We start from the raw sequence: 17,007 nt of genomic DNA, 5'->3' as shown, positions 1-17,007 counted from the left end.
GCATCCCGCGACAAGCCCTTGCGGCAAAAGCCGAATTCGCATTTGCTAAGGACGCTCGCTGGGAAGCACGGGGGAAATCAGGGTTGGCCGAGGCTGCGCTGGACGACGTCTTCACCGATGACATCACCTTCCCCGCCAGGGACGGATATCTGTTGGGCGCGACGCTGTTCCTGCCGCGCGGCGCCAAGCGCCACGCCGTGCTGATCAATTCCGCGACCGCCGTGCCGCGCAGGATCTACAAGGGCTTTGCCGGCTATCTGGCGCGGCGGGGCTGCGCGGTGCTGACCTATGACTACCGCGGCACCGGCGACAGCCGGCAGAAGGCGCTGGTCGGCTACAATCAGCCGAAGTCGCTGGTCGGCTTCAAGGCCTCGATGGCGGACTGGGCAGCGCTCGATGTCAGCGCCGCGGTGGCCTGGATGCGCGAGCGTTATCACACGCTGCCGCTCGGCTATATCGGCCATTCCTTCGGTGGCCAGGCGCTCGGGCTCATTCCCGACAATACCGAGGTGTCGCGCGCGTTGTTGATCGCGGCGCAAGCCGGATACTGGAAGCTGATGGCCGCGCCGGAGCGCTACCGCGTCTATGCCATGATGAATTTCATCGGCGTTCCCCTCACCCGGTTGTTGGGCTATGCGCCGGGCTGGAGTGGCATCGGCGAGGACCTGCCGAAGGATGTGTTTTTGCAATGGACCGCCTGGGTCATGAGCAAACGCTATATGTTCGACGATCCCAACCTCCCCGCCTTAAAGAATTTCGCCGACTACAAGGGCGCGATGCGCGCGCTGTGCCTGTCTGACGATCCCTGGGCTACGCGGCCGGCGGTCGAATTGCTGTGCTCGGGATATACCGCGGCCAAGCCGGAAATCATCACGGTCCGGCCCGCGGATGCGGGCGTGAGCAAGATCGGCCATTTCGGTTTCTTTCGTCCCGAGCATCGCGACACGCTGTGGCGGGGTGCCGCGGAATGGCTCGAGGCGACGGAATAGAGTCGATCTCGGCGCCATCGTGTTGACACCGTCATTGCGAGCGTAAGCGAAGCAATCTATCGAGCAACAGAAAGAAAGAATGGATTGCTTCGTCGCAAGTGCTCCTCGCAATGACGTTGAGACATGGCTTCGCGATCTCGCCGCATGTAGGCGACGTGCGCGCGGCGGGTTGAACCCTGCACGCGCTACCCCGTCGCAGGCGCCGCCGGAGCTGTGCGTGGCAGAACGAGCTGAATCCTTGTTCCCTCGCCGGGCTCGCTGTCGAGCCTGAGCCGGCCGCCCAGGCAATTGGTGACGATACTGTGGACGATATGCAGGCCGAGGCCGGTGCTGCCCTGATCGCGGCGCGTGGTGAAGAATGGATCGAACGCCTGATGCCGGACACCGGCGCTCATGCCGCAGCCATCATCGGAAAAAAGAATTTTGACATTGTCCTTGCCCGACGCCTGCGCCTTGATGTCGATCGTCCCGCCATTGCCGTCGGGGAAAGCGTGCGTGACCGCGTTGAGGAAGAGATTGGTCAGCACCTGTCCGTACGGGCCCGGATAGCTGTTCATGATCAGATCGGGCTGGCACTCGACATTGAGGACCAGATTTTGTTTTCCGAGCCCCGGCCGCAGGGTCAGGGCGAGCTGCCCGGTCAGTTCGCCGAGGTCGAAGATGCGTTGACTGGCGTAGTTGCGATCGGCGGCGACCTGCTTGAACGACTGGATCAGTTCGGCGGCGTGATTGAGATTGGCGACCAGTTGCGCCGACGCCTCGCGGCTGGCTTCGAGAAATTCGTTCAGGTGCGATCGCCTGGCACTGCCTTGCGCGACTTCCGCCGCGAAGGCGGCGGCCCGCTGTTGCAGCACGGAGGCCACGGTCAGGGAAGTCCCGACGGGACTGTTGATTTCGTGCGCGACGCCTGCGACCAGCCGCCCGAGGGCGGCGAGTTTTTCGGTCTCGATCAGGGAGTCCTGGGTCTCCCGCAGGTTGCGCAAGGCGGTTTCGGCCGCATCCCTTGCCCTGCGCAGCTCTCGTTCGCCCGCCTGCAGCGCCGCCTCCGCGCGCTTGCGCTCGGTGATCTCTTCCGCGGCGACGTTGACGCCGACGATTTCGCCGCTGGGACTGCGCAGCGGATGCCAATAGGTGATCCAGAAGCGTTCGTCGGTCTGGTCGGCACGCTGGCCCGCGACTTCGATGCCGATCACCGGTTCGCCGGTGTCCATGATGGAGCGGACGATGCCTTCGACCGCTTCGGCCAAAGCCGGTACGCAGTCCCGGACCGAACGGCCCAAATGATCTTCGACGGAGATGCCGCAGATCTCGGTGAGGCGCTGGTTGATCTGCAGATAGCGGCAGTCGGGAGAAAGAAAAGCCAGACCGATCGGCGCGGTGTCGTAGATCAGCTGCAGCGCGGGTTGCTGCGGAAACAGCACCACAGACGATTTTGCCGCAGTCGCACCGCTTTTGGGGTTCTTTGACAAGGAAAGCCTCCCGGTCACAGGGTATCCGGCACCCCTCAGGGATTCAACGGCAAAAGCGCACCCCGCAGCGTCGCACTCGAAATGCCCATCAATCCCGCAAAGGGATTATCCAACTCCAGAACCAGAAAAATCGCGCAGGAAAACGACAGCGCGCATACCAACAGCGCGGCCATGACGACCAGATTGGCTCGCGCAAACAGCGTGAAGCTCGCGAAGATCGCACTGAGCCAGAATACCAGAATGACCAGGAACGGAACCGGGATCGAGCCGCCGGTCTGCGCAAACAGTTGCAGCCGAATCTGCGCGCCTTCCGTGAAGGCCTGGATGGCGCGCGATTGCAGCGAACGCTGGGTATCGTTGGCCGGTGCGAGGTGCTCCAGTTCGGTCTCGAAGGCCAGCGACTCCGCGCTCGATTCGAACCGAAGGCGCCTGCCGGCCGGGACCTGCTCCTCATGCCAGATGCGATTGGCCAGCGGCTGAATGCTCTGCCGCAGCAGGTCCCGCAGATGAGTGGCGTCCGGACCATATTGCATGAGCAGATCGTCCAGCAGGATGATGGTCGCGGTCATTTGCCTGACCTGGTTGGTCTTCTGGTCGAACGAGGTTTTCGCGGACGCGATCAGGAGACCCAGCACAAGTGCCGCCAGCGTGCCGATCAGGCCCGTGGTCATTTTCACGACGTCCCTGGAGTCCGCGTGCAGGTGATGATCCGACAGCCAGGGCCGAACCACAGCCCCAACCAGGGCGCCGCCGAATATCAGGACGAACGCAAGGAGCGAGATCAAGAGATCGTTCATGCCTGGGATTTCCCCGCCGCAGCCGACAAATTCCGGTCCCGCTTCTGATCGCGCCGCATCGCTCAGGCCGCGGAGACGATTGTCGGCTTCTTCCCAAGCATCATTCGTCGATCGTGAATAAGGTTTTCCAGCCGATGCGCTGCGACATTCAAGGTCGCGTCATCCACCGCGCTCTCGTCGCCCGCAGTGGATCTGGCGTGCTGGACGTTGAGAATGTCATCGATTTCGTCCTCGATTTCGGACAGCTCGGCCTCGGTCCCGGCCTTGCGGATCCGGCGGCCCAGCGCATAGAGAGAATCCAGCGGGCCCGCACCCGCGGCGCTCCCGAGCCCCAGAAATTTCCAGGCCGCGGCAAGTGCGGTGGCGAAACCGCCGAGTATCATCGGCGTCAAATAGATCCAGTTGCCGTATTCATCCATAAAACTCTGCTGGGTGCCGTTGTACACGGCTGCCGCCCCGGGATGCAGCGGCAGGTAGGCATCCTGATCGGTGCTGGGAGAAGTGATCTGCGCAAAGATCGGCTGTTCCCTCATCAGGTCCCTGCGCACGCTCATGATCGTCTGCGTGAGCGTGGTGACCAGATCGGTCCCGAGCTTTTTTTGCGCAACGAGATACAGCGAAGTCCGCAAGGTCGTGAGGTCATCCTCCGGCACTGGCGGAGAACCTCGCAACGTACCCTTGGGCACGTCGAAACTTTCATAGGCGCGCTCGGATGCTGCGATGGCGCCTGCGGACTCGATTCCGACCAATACCGGCAGCGACTTTGGACCCTGCTGGAAAAAGCCTCGCACCAGCGACAAATATTTTTCGGCCAGAGGAATCACAACAAGCAGCGCCGCAACGTCTTTGGACTGGACGGCTTGCCGCACGTCCGGCAGGGCAACATCCTTGAATATCTTGGCGCGATCGAGCCCATAGGTCTTGCTCAGGAGATCGACAATCTTGCTGTTGGCGTCGCCGCCGATCACGCCGACGCGGCGGCCCTTCAATTTGTCGATGCCGTCGATGGTCGAACCCGGCGGCGCTATGATCAGCACGACCATATGGCTCACGACGACGACGGCTCGCGCCTGTGACAGGTCGCCGACGTCGCCGCGAACCACGGCGAGGTCCGTTTTGCCAGCCGCAAACGCATTGGCGGCTTCAAGCGCGGTGCCGCTGTCGATCACCTTGAGCCGCACCGGCGCGTTGGTCGAAACGAGCTGGCTTGCAATGGCCGACATCGCCTTGGCGGCTTCACCGTCAATCGAGCCCACCGCCACGGTGAGCGTTACCGGACGGGTATAGTAGCGGTAGACCAGGAGGCTTGCGCCCGACGCGAGAGCGACAACACCGACAAGCAATATGAAGCGAAGCCAGAGCGGCAATCTCAGCGAAGCCATGCTCGTCACCCCCCGACGCCGACCGGGCGCCAATCATGCAGACACCGGAGATCGCGACCGCGGAATGAGTTTGTCTCCGATATGATCGGGGAGCAAGCACGATCCTTGCTGATGGATCGTCGGCGCTGCTGCATTCGCTGGGTCCGCTGATCCGCGGACGGCGTAGTCCCGGCTAGCGGCGACTGCCGAAGGCAAACGGGGAAGCGCCGGGCAGCAAGTCCGAATTGATGTCGCTGTCGAGGCGCCCGGACGTTTGGGTGTAGCCGAACCCGAGCGACAGGCTGACATTCGATGTCGGCTTGAATTCGACGCCGGCATGCGCGCTATAGCCGGGCAGCGTGCCGGACGAGGAGGAGTCGAAGGCGGCGAAGGGACCGCCGATTGCGGGTTTGTATTTCAAGCTGTCGAAACCGGCATAGAGCGTGATGGGTTGGCCAGAGTTCTGGAAGTTGTAGCCGAACTGCACGCCTTCGTAGTGAAGCGAGCCGAGGCTGCCGAACGCGCCATCCTGGCCGACGCCGTTCATGCCCAATCGCACGCCGCCGCCTTCGCTGCCGACAAACCAGCCGTTCGAAAAATTATAGCGCTGATTGGAAGGGCCCCCGGCTCTGATGTCATTGCCGTCGAAGTTCGCAAAGATGCCAAACGTGTTCGAATTCCGGCCGCCGGTCAGGTTGCCGCCGAAACCGATGGGCCAGTTTGAGGCCCAATATTGCATAGGGCCGGCCTGGGCATGGGCCGCTCGCCCGCCCAGACTGAGCGCCACCAATACGAATGCGAGCGCTGATTGACGTGCGAAACTGGACATCGTGCCACCACCAAGTGTCCCGAAATTATATCCTCCGGAGATCAAAAACGCCAGTGCGGCACCGCTGGCCGTTATCGCGAAGAGGGCAGCCTACCCGGCGCCGGCTTTTCTGGCCCGCTTTGCGCTGTCCTTGCCCTGGCCTTGCGCTGCGTTTCGACTCACGCGGCGGGCTACGGCGACAAAATTCTGTGCGGCGCGCGAGCTGCCGTTGCGGCAATAGGCCAGGCAGATCTCCGCGCGCGGCGCGTCGCTTTCGATCGGCCGATAGCAGACTTCATCGGCCAGAATCCGGGCGGTAGAGCGCGGCACGATCGATACGCCAAAACCGGCTGCGACCAGCGGGATCACGGAGACGATTTGCGGCGCCTCCTGGCCGAGCGTCGGATTGAACCCGGCGCTGCGGCACGCGGCGATGACCGAATCATAGTTGCCGGGATTGAGCGTCCGCGGATAGAGCACGAAGACCTCCTTCGCCAACGCGGCCAGCGGGACGGTGACCAATTTGCTTAGTCGATGTCCGTTCGGCAGGATGACGACCGTTTCCTCGTCGACCAGCGGCACGGTCCCGACACCCTCGGCATCGCTGATCGGTGGACGGATCAAGGCAAGGTCGACCTGGCCGGCGCGCAATCGCGCGACCAGAAGCGAGGTGTTGCTGGCTTGCGTAACCAGGCTGATGTCGGGATAGCGCTTTCCGTATTCACGGATGATTTCGGGGATGACGGGATGGAAATAGGTCGCGCCGGCCGAGCCGACCACGAGCCGGCCGGTTTCGCCACGCGCGCGCCGCCGCACCCCGGTCTCCGCGACCTCCACCTGCCTGAGAATGACGCGCGCTTCCTCGAGCAACAGCTTTCCGGCATCGGTCAGTTCGACGCTTCGGCCACGGCGGTGGAACAGCGGCGTGCCGAGCTCCTTTTCCAGCTGCCTGATCTGCAGGCTGAGCGGCGGCTGGCTGATGCCCAGCCGCTGAGCCGCCCGGGTAAAATTCAGCTCCTCGGCGACCGCAACGAAATAGCGAAGATGGCGCAGTTCCATCAGCGGTATTCCCTCTCCGGTATAGATCGAAGGGAGCTCGGAAATTACCCTTTTTGCTATTGGCCGGATCCCGGTCCCGCGAACTATACGCCGCAACTATCGAAGAGGCCATATTGAGGTATTGGACATGGCAACGAATCTGACCTTAAAGCTGCCCAAGGGCTGACAACCGAACGAGCCGCCGAACGCTTGCGACCCATGTCAGACCCGAAGTTCTCCGTGCAGGAATTTCTGAACCAGCCAACCCGGTGGGATCAATTGATCGCGGCGGATCTGTCAGCCGAGATACGGGCGCTGCTGGCGGAGAAAGTCGACACGATTCCCGAGATGCGCCGTTTCCTGGCGATCAAGGGCTTTCGGGAGCTGCACCGGCGGCTCGAAGCCGCCGCCGAAGGGAAAGCCGGCGAGGAGGCGCTTCGTGCCGTGGCCCATGCCATGCGAGTCTACGCGCACGACCGCCCTGGCTTGTCGGCCGCGACTTTCAGAAATCCGATCGTCGATTCTCCGGAATGGCGTCGTGAAGGCGAAGAACTCGGAGGCTTCGTGCTCGGCGTTATCGCGGGCGTCGGGCTCACCGGTCAGCCGGCTATCCACGCGCTCAGAATCCTGCGGGCGCTGGTCCGCGGCTTCGTCATGCACGAGATGGCGTCATCGTTCATGGAACCGGTCGACTACGACGAGAGCTACGGCATCGCGGTCGAACTCTATCTTCGTGGATTGAGTGCATTGCAGACCAAAACAATCTGACCCGGCGTTGATGCAACAAACCTCACGCGCCGTTCGCCCAAGGGAATATCAATGGACTCGGCTGCCCAGTCTAGCAACGTCGTATTGGCCTCTCTGAGCGCCGATGATTTTGAAGCGATCCGCCCGCACCTTCGAACCGTCGAGCTTTCGCCGGAACGCCGGTTGATCCGGCTTGGCGAGGCCATCACGCAGGTCTACCTGCCCCACAGCGGCGTCGTCTCTTTCATCGTCGAATTGGCCGCCGGAGAACGGGTCGAGGTCGCCATGGTCGGACGCGACAGCGTCGTCGGCGCCTCGGCGGCGCTCGGCATACTGGTTGGAGTGACCGAAGCCGTGGTCCTGTTGCCGGGAACCGCATCGATGATCGATGTCGACCGGTTTCGCGCCGCGGTCGAGCGAAGCGAGGCATTGCGCACCACCCTGGTTCGGCATGGACAGGCGCTCTTCGTTCAGGCGCAGCAAACGGCGGGCTGCAACGCCTCGCACAGCGTGGAGGCGCGGCTGGCACGGTGGCTGTTGCGGGTGCGCGATTTGTCTGGCAGCAACCACTTCACGTTGACGCAGGAATTGATGGCGCAGATGATCGGCGCACGCCGCAACAGCGTGTCGATCGTTGCCAATACGCTGCAGCAGGCAAGATACATCCGCTACAGCCGTGGCCGCGTCGAGATTCTCGATCTCGACGGTCTCACCGGCCTCGCCTGCGAATGCTATGGAGCCGTCAAGGCTCAATATGAGCGATTGCGGCTTCCCATGTAGGGTTCTTGCCTCGCCGGCTCGTCAGCCATCACAACCTGTCGGCGCCGCCGTTACGGCTTACGACATTCATAATTGCCGTTGAGGATGGCGTCCCAGTTGCCGGCTGAAACGTCCGGGCTCGCGACCTCGCCATCCTTGCAGACCGTGGCAATCCATCCACTCTTTTTCCGATCGGCCTCGAAATTGGCCATTGTCAGACCGGTGTGCAGGGCCTGGCCGGCCTGCACCGTTTGCTGGATCATCTTCTTCGTGCCGGTCATCATGGAAACGGCGACGGGAAAATTGCATGTGTTGATTGCGCTGTATTCGTAGCGTTGAGATTTCAAATAACCCCACGTCAGTTTCAGGCAGCCCTCGGCGTTCGGCGAATTCTGCGCCATGCCGGCGGACGAAAAAATAAAAGCTGAAATGACGCAGCCTGTAAATAACAGCTTGAGATGCCGCATAGGTCCCACCCCCACCCAAATTGGCCGTGGGACTTTAGGCGGACGTAGAAACGTGGTCAATCGACCTCGCGGCCGCGGCGCGAAGCGCTTTCTTCGGGCAGACCACAATCCACCCCGGACCGTTCGGTCGAAAACCCTACTCCGCTGCTTCCCGCACGTGACGCGCGGTCGGCGTGCGCATGGTCACGAGTTCTTCGGCGGCCGTCGGATGCAGCGCCATGGTCGCGTCGAAATCGGCCTTGGTCGCCTTCATCTTGACGGCGATGCCGAGCAGCTGCGCCATTTCGGCGGCGCCGTCGCCGACGATGTGACAGCCGACCACGCGGTCGCTTCCGGCATCGACCACGAGCTTCATCAGGATCCTGGTGTCGCGGCCCGACATCGTCGCCTTCATCGGCCTGAAGCTCGCCTTGTAGATGTCGACGTGACTGTACTGCGCGCGCGCCTGCGCCTCGGTCAATCCGACCGTGCCGACCTCGGGCTGGCAGAACACCGCGGTCGGAATATCGGCGTGATCGACCCGGACCGTCCGCTTGCCGAACACGGTGTCGGCAAAGGCATGGCCCTCGCGGATCGCCACCGGCGTCAGGTTGATGCGGTGGGTGACGTCGCCGATCGCATAGATGTTTTCCACCGAGGTTTTCGAGAAATGATCGACCGCGATCCCGCCATTGCCCGGATTGATGGCGACGCCGGCCTTTTCCAGTCCGAGACCCCCGACGTTCGGATGCCGGCCGATCGCGAACATCACCTGGTCGGAGGCGACGCTCGAGCCGTTGGACAAATGCGAGGTGAATTCCCGGCCGTGCTTGTCGACCTTGTTGACGGTGCAGTTGGTGAGAATCGTGATGCCTTCCTTCTCCATCTCGGTGCGGACATGGGCGCGGACGTCGTCGTCGAAACCGCGCAGGATGTTTTCGCCGCGATAGACCACGGTGACGTCGCAGCCGAAGCCCGCGAAGATGCAGGCGAATTCCAGCGCGATATAGCCGCCGCCCTGGATCAGGATGCGCTTCGGCAATTCCTTCAGATGGAACACTTCGTTCGAGGAAATCACATGCTCGATGCCGGGGATCGCGCGTCCATGGTTGGGCGCGCCGCCGGTTGCGACCAGCACATATTTCGACCTCACGGCCTCGCCGGTGGCGAGCCGCAGCGTGTGGGCATCCTCGAACACCGCGCGGGTCTTGACGACGCGGGCGCCGGATTTTTCCACATTGCTCGTATAGGCGGCCTCCAGGCGCGCGATCTCCTTGTCCTTGTTGGCGATCAGGGTCGGCCAGTCGAAACTCGCCTCAGGTATGGTCCAGCCGAAGCCGGCCGCGTCCTCGATTTCCTGATGGATGTGGGAAGCGTAGACCAGCAGCTTCTTCGGCACGCAGCCGCGGATCACGCAGGTGCCGCCCATCCGGTATTCTTCGGCGATCATCACCCGTGCGCCATGGGAGGCGGCGATCCGGGCGGCGCGCACCCCGCCCGAACCTCCTCCGATCACGAACAGATCGACGTCGAATTCAGCCATCGTGGTATCAGATCGTCTTGCCGCGCTTCTTCATCTCGGTGCGGAATTCGCCGTTGACCACTTCGGCAAAACCCTGCGCCCACTGGTTCATATAGGCCATGCTGGTTTGAATCGCCGTCGGTTCCGTCGCCAGCAACTTCTGGCCGAGCGGCGTCTTGTAGAACGTGACCAGGTCCTTGAGTTCCTGTTCGGTAAAAACGCTGGCGTAGATCTTCGCCATCCCCTCACCGATCTCCTGCTGTTTGCCGGCAAGCTTCTGGGCGATGATCGCGGCAACCTCGTTGAGATCCTTTTGATAGTTGAGGTTGCTCTGCAGAATCCTGTCCTTGGCCTGCTGTACGATGTTGGGCACCGCCTGGGCATACATGTCGCCGGCGTGCTTCATCGCCAGGATTTCCTTGGCCGACGCGATCGCGGCCGGCGACGGCTCCTTGGCGATCTGCGGCTGCTGAGCCCCGGCGGGAGCGCCGGTCAGGGCCAGTCCAAGCACGATGCCCGCGGCCGACAAAATTCTTGCAAGGCTCTTCATTCCAATTCTCCTCAGGATTTGCGGCCTTAACGCCGCTCGACAACGCGAATTCCGCCAGCGCCCGCCAGCACCGCCATGCCGGCGAGCCCGATGAACAACCCGTGCTCGACCACGCCAGGTATGGAGGTCAATAGTCCCGCCAGCCGCGGCGCATCGGTTATTCGTCCAAGATGGGCATCGACGATCCAGTGGCCGCCATCAGTGACAAAAACGTGGCCGTCCTTGCCCTTTCGCAACACCATTTGCCCGGAATCGCCGCATTGCGCAAATGCCTTGCCGATCGCCCGCCGCGTCGCCGCGAGCCCGAACGGGATCACCTCTACCGGTAGCGGAAACCGGCCGAGAACATCGACCCATTTGGAATCGTCGGCGATCACGATCATGCGATCAGATGCGGCGGCCACGATCTTTTCCCGCAGCAGGGCGCCACCGCCGCCCTTGATGAGATTGAGCGAGGGGTCAATTTCATCGGCACCATCGACGGTGAGATCGAGCCGGTCGACCTCGTCGAGCGTGGTCAGGGCAATGCCGCAGCGCTCCGCGTTGATGCGGGTCGCCTCCGATGTCGGCACGCCGATGACGCTGAGGCCATCGCGCACCCGCATCCCCAGAAGTTCGACGAAATGTTTCGCGGTCGAGCCGGTGCCGAGCCCGAGCTTCATGCCGTCGCGCACATGTTCGAGCGCTTGGGCCGCCGCTTGCCGCTTCAAACCGTCCATATCCACTTGCAAACGATGCCCCAGAAGCCACGAAGGGTGCCGCTGACGGTGCCGATCGGGCGACAGGCTGTGTCCGGCGCAGCCTGTCTAGCGTCGTTTTTCGCTGGGGAACAGCGCTAAACGGAGTTATTCGGGGCCGGATACGGGCCGCTTCGGGTCAACCGGCGACCTCATCCATCGCCGCCCGGATGGCCGCGAACCGCTCGTCCACCGCCTGACGCGAATCGGCGTGGGTGAACACGTAGAGTTCGTCGCCCCTGATGGCCTTAAGGACGCGCGCGGCGACCGCGTCAGGCTCCAACCCCGCCTCCAGACGCCTGGCGATCTCGGCCACCATCACCGCCGCCGGGCTCGCCGGATCGAGCGTTGCCGCCGTGCCGTAGCGCTCCGGCCGGTTGCGGCCGCTCTCGCCGATGCCGGTGCGCACATAGCTCGGGCACAGCACGCTGACGCCGATGCCGAACGGCTTGAGCTGGGCCGCCAGGCCCTCGGACATCCCGACCACCGCGAACTTGCTCGCCGTATAGGGGCTGAACCCCAATCCGCCGGTCATGCCGGCCATCGATGCGGTGTTGACGATGTAGCCGCCTTCGCCATGGGCGCGGATGTGCGGCAGGAAGCTTCTGATGCCATGGAGCACGCCCATCAGGTTGACGTCGAGCACCCAGCGCCAATTGTCGAGCGAGATGTTGTCGATGCCGCCGGCGGCCGCGACGCCGGCATTGTTGCAGACCACGTGGACCTTTCCGAAGGCGTCGAAGGATGTTTTCGCCGCATGCTCGACGCTTGCGGGATCGGCGACGTCGCACGCGACGCCGCGGATGTCAGGCCCTGACACCGCAAGGCTCTTGACCGCGGCCGCCAGCGCTTCCGCTTCGATATCGGCGAGCATCACCTTCATGCCGGCTTGCGCAAAAGCCCGGCCCAGCGCGAGCCCGATGCCGCTGGCCCCGCCGGTCACGAATGCCGTCTTGCCTGCGAAGTCGCGCATGTTCTGTTCCTCACCCCCGGAAACCGGCCGAAGCCGCCGTCCCCTACTTGCATATGTGCGCACCGACCGATAGCGGTTTTCGATGACCGCTCATCGCACCATCGTCTTCGATCTCGACGGCACGCTCGTCGATACGGCGCCCGACCTGATCAACGCGCTCAATGTCGTGCTCGACCGCGAGGGGCTGCCGCCGGTCCCGCTCAAATCGGCGCGCACCATGATCGGTGCCGGCGCCCGCAAGCTGATCGAACGCGGCCTGGAACTGGAAAGCCGGGTCTATGGGGTCAAAGACATCGACAGGCTGACCGTCGATTTCATCGACTATTATGCCGCCCATATTGCCGACGCGTCGCGGCCGTTCGACGGCCTCGAAAGCGCGCTCGACGATCTGGCCGCCCTCGGCTGGCGCTTCGCGGTCTGCACCAACAAGCTCGAATGGCTGTCGAAGCGCCTGCTCGACGAACTCGGATTGAGTTGGCGATTTTCGGCGATCTGCGGCGCGGACACGTTTGGAATCTCCAAGCCCGATCCAGCAATCCTGCAACAGACCGTCGCGCGCGCGGGCGGCGAGCTGTCGTCTTCGATCATGGTCGGGGATGCCGGTCCCGATATCGGGGTCGCTCGCCGGGCCGGCGTTCCCGTCATCGGCGTGGCGTTCGGGTACACCGAGGTTCCCATCGCCGAACTCAGGCCGGACCGGCTGATCGATCACATGCGCGAGTTGCCGGCCGCTGTGGAAAGCCTGACGGTTCTCCGGCAGACCATATAAGATATTGATCTTACTTATCTATTCTAGAAACGGCAGCATTAACCATCAATTAACGATGCGCTCCCGCCCGGTTGCACGGCCCTCCTGACGCTCTTATGGTCGCAGCGGGGATTGTGGCAGTTAGCCGCACTGAATTGACGGATGGATCATGCGTCGTGTCATCGCGATTGCCGTAGCGGGAGCTACCCTGGGCGGTTGCTCTTCAATGCCCTCATTGTCCATGGACATGTTCAAGTCCGCCCCGCCCGTCCTGCAGGTCCAGATCGACTCGGTGCCACCCGGGGCCGACGCCAGGACGTCGTTGGGACCGGGCTGCAAGACCCCCTGCTCGGTTTCGGTCCAGGCCCCCGACGCCGGTGGTTTCTCGGTCACCTACGCACTGCCCAAGTTCCTGCCGGCCACGGTCCCGGTGCAGGTGATCCGCAATTCCGGCGACCTGACCACCCCTGCCACCACGACGATCGATCCGAATCCGGTGGTCGCGCAGCTGCAGCCGGCCGGGCCGCCGCCCAAGCCGCCCAGGAAGATGCGGCCGAAGCCGAAGAAGCCGAAAGCGCCGAAGGGCGCGGCGGATCAGCCCGCAGGCTCGCCGTTCCCCGACCCGGGCCAGGCCGCACCACCCCCGCCGGCAGCTGCCCCCAGCCGCTGATGGCCTGATCGCAGGTTGCTTGCACTGCACCAAGAGGGATGCGGATTGTGGGCGGATTGCATCATGCATACATTGCGACTACGCAAACGCTGCGCCATGCCCGCATGGCGACGGCCGTAGCTACAAGGCGTATTGAATGACCGGACTCTCTTTAAGTTCCTCCGCTTCGCTGTCGCGTCCGATGACCGATCCGTTCGGCCGGACCATCAGCTATTTGCGGGTATCGGTCACCGATCGCTGCGACCTGCGCTGCTTCTATTGCATGTCCGAGGACATGACCTTCCTGCCCAAGGCCGATCTGCTCACGCTCGAGGAACTCGACCGGCTGTGTTCGGCGTTCATCGCACGGGGCGTGCGCAAGCTGCGGCTGACCGGCGGCGAGCCGCTGGTCCGGCGCAACGTGATGTCGCTGGTGCGCTCGCTGTCGCGGCATCTTGCGACCGGCGCGCTCGATGAGCTGACGCTGACGACCAACGGCTCGCAGCTGACACGGTTCGCGGGCGAGCTGGCCGACCATGGGGTGCGCCGCATCAACGTCTCGCTGGATACGCTGGATCCGGCAAAATTCCGCGCCATCACCCGCTGGGGCGATCTCGACAAGGTGCTGGCCGGCATCGAGGCCGCACGCTCGGCCGGGCTCGCGGTCAAGATCAACGCGGTGGCGCTGAAGAATTTGAACGAGGACGAAATCCCCCAGCTGATGGAATGGGCGCACGGCAAGGGCATGGCGCTGACGTTGATCGAGGTGATGCCGATGGGCGACATCGGCGAAGGCCGTATCGATCAGTATGTGCCGCTGTCGCTGCTTCGCGCCCGCCTCGCCAAGCACTACACCCTTTCCGACCTCGAGGAGACCACCGGCGGACCCGCGCGCTACGTTCGCGTGGCCGAGACCGGCGGCAAGCTCGGCTTCATCACGCCGATGACCCATAATTTCTGCGAGTCCTGCAACCGCGTCAGGATCACCTGCACCGGGACGCTGCACACCTGCCTCGGCCACGAGGATGCCTCCGATCTGCGCAAACCGCTGCGGGCCTCCGCCGACGACGAACTGCTCAGCCAGGCCATCGACCGCGCCATCGGGACCAAGCCGAAGGGCCACGACTTCATCATCGATCGCCGCCACAACCGCCCGAGCGTCAGCCGCCATATGAGCGTCACCGGCGGCTGAATTTCTGCGATCCCCTTTCAGCCAGGCCACGCAACCGGCTGATCCCACGTCAATTTGCCGATTTTCCAATTGACGCCGCGAAGGCGCGCTGAAATGGTGCGCCGGCCTTGATGCCTGCCCGGCCGGATAAGCCGCTGCGTCCTCTCGGGCGCGGTGAAGACAGCAAAGGCGATAGTGGGGAGGATGATCGTTGCAATCGCTCTCGATGATGAGCCGTACTCGATGATGCGCCGGGCGCGCCCGGCGCACGGCGGCGAGCCGGTGCGCGCTGGAAAAATTCACGCAGCTTGATGGCGAGCGCGGGGGAGAACACGATGCGCCCATGGTTGGCGATTAGCGGTGCGATCGACACGATCAACGAAAAGATCGGCTACATCTGCAATTTCCTGGTGCTGGCGGCCTGTGTGCTGAGCGCCGGCAACGCCATGATCCGCTATGCCTTCGGCTACTCTTCGAACGGCTGGCTCGAGCTGCAATGGTACATGTTCGCCATCCTGGTGATGTTCGGCGCGTCCTATACGCTCAAGCGCAACGAGCATGTCCGGGTCGAGATCTTCTACCTGTTCCTGTCCGAACGCGGCCAGCTCTGGCTCGACATGATCGGGACGCTGTTCTTCCTGATCCCGTCCTGCCTGTTGCTTTGCTATCTGTCCTGGCCGTTCTTCTACCAGGCCTACGAGGTCAATGAATATTCCGGCAATGCCGGCGGCCTGATCCGCTGGCCGATCAAATTCGTGATCCCGGCCGGATTCGTGATGCTCGCATTGCAGGGCGTCTCCGAAGTCATCAAGCGAATTGCCGCGCTTCGGGGCCAGATCACGATCGACGCGAAATACGAGAGGCCGACGCAATGATTACGCTCGAGGCGATGCCGCCGCTGATGTTCAGCGGCCTCGTGCTGGCGATGCTGATCGGCTTTCCCGTCGCCTTCACGCTGGCTGCGGTCGGCATTTCCTTCGGCTTCCTCGCGATCAGCCAGGGTTTTTTCGATCTCAACTTCCTGCAGGCGATCCCCGGCCGCGTGTTCGGCAGCGTGCTTTCCAACGAACTCCTGCTCGCGATCCCGTTCTTCACTTTCATGGGCGCGATCCTCGAACGCTGCGGACTGGCCGAGGACATGCTGGATTCGATGGGCCAGTTGTTCGGCCCGATCCGCGGCGGTCTCGGCTACTCCGTCATCATCGTCGGCTTCATCCTCGGCGCCATCACCGGCACGGTGGCGGCGCAGGTCATCGCCATGGCGCTGATCACGCTGCCGATCATGATCCGCTACAAGTACGACATGCGCTACGCCACCGGCGTGCTGGCGGCGTCGGGCACCATCACGCAGCTGGTGCCGCCGTCGCTCGTGCTGGTCGTGCTGGCCGACCAGCTCGGCCGCTCGGTCGGCGACATGTATCTCGGCGCCTGGGGTCCCTCGCTGCTGCAGATCGCCCTGTTCGCCGCCTACACCTTCTACGTGGGCCTGGTGCGGCCCGACGATCTGCCGCCCGTGCCGCGAACCCTGTTCGGCAAGGCCCTGCTGATCAAGTGCGCCTGGGGCATCATCCCGGCCATGGTGCTGATCTTCCTCGTGCTGGGCACCATCATGATGGGCCTGGCGACGCCCACCGAGGCGGGCGCCATGGGCACCATCGGCGCGATCGTGCTGGCCGTGGTGCGCAATGCGCCGCTGACCAGGTTCGACAAATGGACGTTCAGCGCCGGCTGCATCGCCGCGGGCGTGGGCTTCCTGATCGGCTTGGTGGCCTTCAAATCACTCGCCTTCCAGGCCGCCTTCACCGTGATGTTCGCCGCGATCGTCTGGCTGTGCTGGCGCGCCTGGCAGTTCAGGGAACTGCGCGAGCTGATCATCCAGGCCTTCCAGGCGACGATGCGCATCACCGCGATGGTGGCGTTCATCCTGGTCAGCGCGACCTGCTTCTCGATCACCTTCCAGGGTGTCGACGGCAACCGGTGGGTCGAGCACATGATGTCGAACCTGCCGGGCGGCGTCTGGGGCTTCCTGGTCGTCGTCAATCTGTTCATCTTCTTTCTCGCCTTCTTCCTCGATTTCTTCGAGATCGCCTTCATCATCATCCCGATGCTGGCGCCGGTGGCGCAGAAGATCCTGGAGCCGGTGGTCGGCCACGACGCGGCCTTGATCTGGTTCGGCGTCATGCTGTGCGTCAACGTGCAGACGTCGTTCATGCATCCACCCTTCGGCTTCGCCCTCTTCTATC

General features: G+C 63.3%; 18 protein-coding genes. 8 read left to right on the top strand and 10 right to left on the bottom strand.

Annotated elements, in window-relative coordinates; translation table 11 throughout:
- Nucleotides 1–83 precede the first annotated feature (83 nt).
- A complete protein-coding gene (locus VK804_RS08165) occupies nucleotides 84–989 on the top strand; it encodes an alpha/beta fold hydrolase (protein ID WP_325369719.1) in 906 nt (301 codons plus the stop codon).
- Between the two features lie 185 nt (nucleotides 990–1,174).
- Here VK804_RS08165 and VK804_RS08160 read toward each other — a convergent pair whose 3' ends face one another.
- From VK804_RS08160 to VK804_RS08140, 5 genes are all read right to left on the bottom strand, one after another.
- Nucleotides 1,175–2,458 (bottom strand): ATP-binding protein, encoded by a 1,284-nt coding sequence (locus VK804_RS08160; protein ID WP_414642737.1) that lies wholly within the window; start codon nucleotides 2,456–2,458, stop codon nucleotides 1,175–1,177.
- Nucleotides 2,459–2,493: 35 nt separating this feature from the next.
- Nucleotides 2,494–3,255, bottom strand: coding sequence for a DUF4239 domain-containing protein (locus VK804_RS08155; RefSeq protein WP_325369717.1), 762 nt, complete (start codon nucleotides 3,253–3,255; stop codon nucleotides 2,494–2,496).
- 62 nt (nucleotides 3,256–3,317) lie between these two features.
- Entirely contained in the window at nucleotides 3,318–4,637 is a 1,320-nt protein-coding gene (locus VK804_RS08150) for a TAXI family TRAP transporter solute-binding subunit (RefSeq protein WP_325369715.1), read from the bottom strand.
- Nucleotides 4,638–4,809: 172 nt separating this feature from the next.
- Nucleotides 4,810–5,445, bottom strand: a complete 636-nt coding sequence (locus VK804_RS08145; protein WP_325369713.1) for a hypothetical protein — start codon at nucleotides 5,443–5,445, stop codon at nucleotides 4,810–4,812.
- 90 nt (nucleotides 5,446–5,535) lie between these two features.
- Nucleotides 5,536–6,483 (bottom strand): LysR family transcriptional regulator, encoded by a 948-nt coding sequence (locus VK804_RS08140; RefSeq protein ID WP_325369711.1) that lies wholly within the window; start codon nucleotides 6,481–6,483, stop codon nucleotides 5,536–5,538.
- Nucleotides 6,484–6,741: 258 nt separating this feature from the next.
- Here VK804_RS08140 and VK804_RS08135 point away from each other — a divergent pair, with 258 nt between their 5' ends.
- Together VK804_RS08135 and VK804_RS08130 are read left to right on the top strand one after the other, a co-directional pair.
- The gene (locus VK804_RS08135) at nucleotides 6,742–7,230 is read left to right on the top strand and encodes a TetR-like C-terminal domain-containing protein (RefSeq protein ID WP_325369709.1); all 489 of its coding nucleotides are present in this window, start codon (nucleotides 6,742–6,744) and stop codon (nucleotides 7,228–7,230) included.
- 51 nt (nucleotides 7,231–7,281) lie between these two features.
- Nucleotides 7,282–7,989 carry a Crp/Fnr family transcriptional regulator gene (locus tag VK804_RS08130; RefSeq protein WP_325369707.1) on the top strand — a complete coding sequence of 236 codons (708 nt, stop codon included), beginning with the start codon at nucleotides 7,282–7,284 and terminating at the stop codon, nucleotides 7,987–7,989.
- Between the two features lie 50 nt (nucleotides 7,990–8,039).
- Here the strand turns inward: VK804_RS08130 and VK804_RS08125 are convergent, their stop codons facing one another.
- The 5 genes from VK804_RS08125 to VK804_RS08105 form a co-directional block, all read right to left on the bottom strand.
- Complete coding sequence (locus VK804_RS08125; RefSeq protein ID WP_325369705.1) at nucleotides 8,040–8,435, bottom strand: hypothetical protein; 396 nt, start codon at nucleotides 8,433–8,435, stop codon at nucleotides 8,040–8,042.
- Nucleotides 8,436–8,571: 136 nt separating this feature from the next.
- The gene (gor, locus tag VK804_RS08120; RefSeq protein WP_325369703.1) at nucleotides 8,572–9,957 is read right to left on the bottom strand and encodes a glutathione-disulfide reductase; all 1,386 of its coding nucleotides are present in this window, start codon (nucleotides 9,955–9,957) and stop codon (nucleotides 8,572–8,574) included.
- Between the two features lie 7 nt (nucleotides 9,958–9,964).
- Nucleotides 9,965–10,486, bottom strand: coding sequence for a DUF2059 domain-containing protein (locus VK804_RS08115; protein ID WP_325369701.1), 522 nt, complete (start codon nucleotides 10,484–10,486; stop codon nucleotides 9,965–9,967).
- 26 nt (nucleotides 10,487–10,512) lie between these two features.
- Nucleotides 10,513–11,211: a ribose-5-phosphate isomerase RpiA gene (gene rpiA / locus VK804_RS08110; RefSeq protein WP_325369698.1), complete on the bottom strand. Its 699-nt coding sequence runs from the start codon at nucleotides 11,209–11,211 to the stop codon at nucleotides 10,513–10,515.
- A gap of 151 nt (nucleotides 11,212–11,362) precedes the next feature.
- Entirely contained in the window at nucleotides 11,363–12,196 is an 834-nt protein-coding gene (locus tag VK804_RS08105) for an SDR family NAD(P)-dependent oxidoreductase (protein WP_325369696.1), read from the bottom strand.
- A gap of 82 nt (nucleotides 12,197–12,278) precedes the next feature.
- Here VK804_RS08105 and VK804_RS08100 point away from each other — a divergent pair, with 82 nt between their 5' ends.
- The 5 genes from VK804_RS08100 to VK804_RS08080 form a co-directional block, all read left to right on the top strand.
- On the top strand, nucleotides 12,279–12,965 hold the full coding sequence (locus tag VK804_RS08100; RefSeq protein ID WP_325369694.1) for an HAD-IA family hydrolase: 687 nt from the start codon (nucleotides 12,279–12,281) through the stop codon (nucleotides 12,963–12,965).
- Between the two features lie 148 nt (nucleotides 12,966–13,113).
- Nucleotides 13,114–13,614, top strand: coding sequence for a hypothetical protein (locus VK804_RS08095; protein ID WP_325369692.1), 501 nt, complete (start codon nucleotides 13,114–13,116; stop codon nucleotides 13,612–13,614).
- A gap of 136 nt (nucleotides 13,615–13,750) precedes the next feature.
- Complete coding sequence (gene moaA / locus VK804_RS08090; protein ID WP_325369690.1) at nucleotides 13,751–14,785, top strand: GTP 3',8-cyclase MoaA; 1,035 nt, start codon at nucleotides 13,751–13,753, stop codon at nucleotides 14,783–14,785.
- A 314-nt stretch (nucleotides 14,786–15,099) separates the two neighbouring features.
- Nucleotides 15,100–15,639, top strand: coding sequence for a TRAP transporter small permease subunit (locus tag VK804_RS08085; protein WP_325369687.1), 540 nt, complete (start codon nucleotides 15,100–15,102; stop codon nucleotides 15,637–15,639).
- The coding region (locus tag VK804_RS08080; RefSeq protein ID WP_325369686.1) for a TRAP transporter large permease at nucleotides 15,636–17,007 on the top strand (1,372 nt) is incomplete at its 3' end. The genes VK804_RS08085 and VK804_RS08080, both read left to right, overlap by 4 nt.

The sequence above is a fragment of the Bradyrhizobium sp. genome (assembly GCF_035484855.1).
Lineage (GTDB): Bacteria > Pseudomonadota > Alphaproteobacteria > Rhizobiales > Xanthobacteraceae > Bradyrhizobium.
This window is presented reverse-complemented; position numbering and strand designations above follow the sequence as displayed.

Coding starts and splice junctions, on each gene's coding strand:
- VK804_RS08095 (WP_325369692.1), top strand. CDS start 13,114: ATGCGTCGTGTCATCGCGATTGCCGTAGCGGGAGCTACCCTGGGCGGT.
- VK804_RS08130 (WP_325369707.1), top strand. CDS start 7,282: ATGGACTCGGCTGCCCAGTCTAGCAACGTCGTATTGGCCTCTCTGAGC.
- VK804_RS08140 (WP_325369711.1), bottom strand. CDS start 6,483: ATGGAACTGCGCCATCTTCGCTATTTCGTTGCGGTCGCCGAGGAGCTG.
- VK804_RS08155 (WP_325369717.1), bottom strand. CDS start 3,255: ATGAACGATCTCTTGATCTCGCTCCTTGCGTTCGTCCTGATATTCGGC.
- moaA (WP_325369690.1), top strand. CDS start 13,751: ATGACCGGACTCTCTTTAAGTTCCTCCGCTTCGCTGTCGCGTCCGATG.
- VK804_RS08150 (WP_325369715.1), bottom strand. CDS start 4,637: ATGGCTTCGCTGAGATTGCCGCTCTGGCTTCGCTTCATATTGCTTGTC.
- VK804_RS08125 (WP_325369705.1), bottom strand. CDS start 8,435: ATGCGGCATCTCAAGCTGTTATTTACAGGCTGCGTCATTTCAGCTTTT.
- gor (WP_325369703.1), bottom strand. CDS start 9,957: ATGGCTGAATTCGACGTCGATCTGTTCGTGATCGGAGGAGGTTCGGGC.
- VK804_RS08115 (WP_325369701.1), bottom strand. CDS start 10,486: ATGAAGAGCCTTGCAAGAATTTTGTCGGCCGCGGGCATCGTGCTTGGA.
- VK804_RS08105 (WP_325369696.1), bottom strand. CDS start 12,196: ATGCGCGACTTCGCAGGCAAGACGGCATTCGTGACCGGCGGGGCCAGC.
- VK804_RS08145 (WP_325369713.1), bottom strand. CDS start 5,445: ATGTCCAGTTTCGCACGTCAATCAGCGCTCGCATTCGTATTGGTGGCG.
- VK804_RS08100 (WP_325369694.1), top strand. CDS start 12,279: ATGACCGCTCATCGCACCATCGTCTTCGATCTCGACGGCACGCTCGTC.
- VK804_RS08085 (WP_325369687.1), top strand. CDS start 15,100: ATGCGCCCATGGTTGGCGATTAGCGGTGCGATCGACACGATCAACGAA.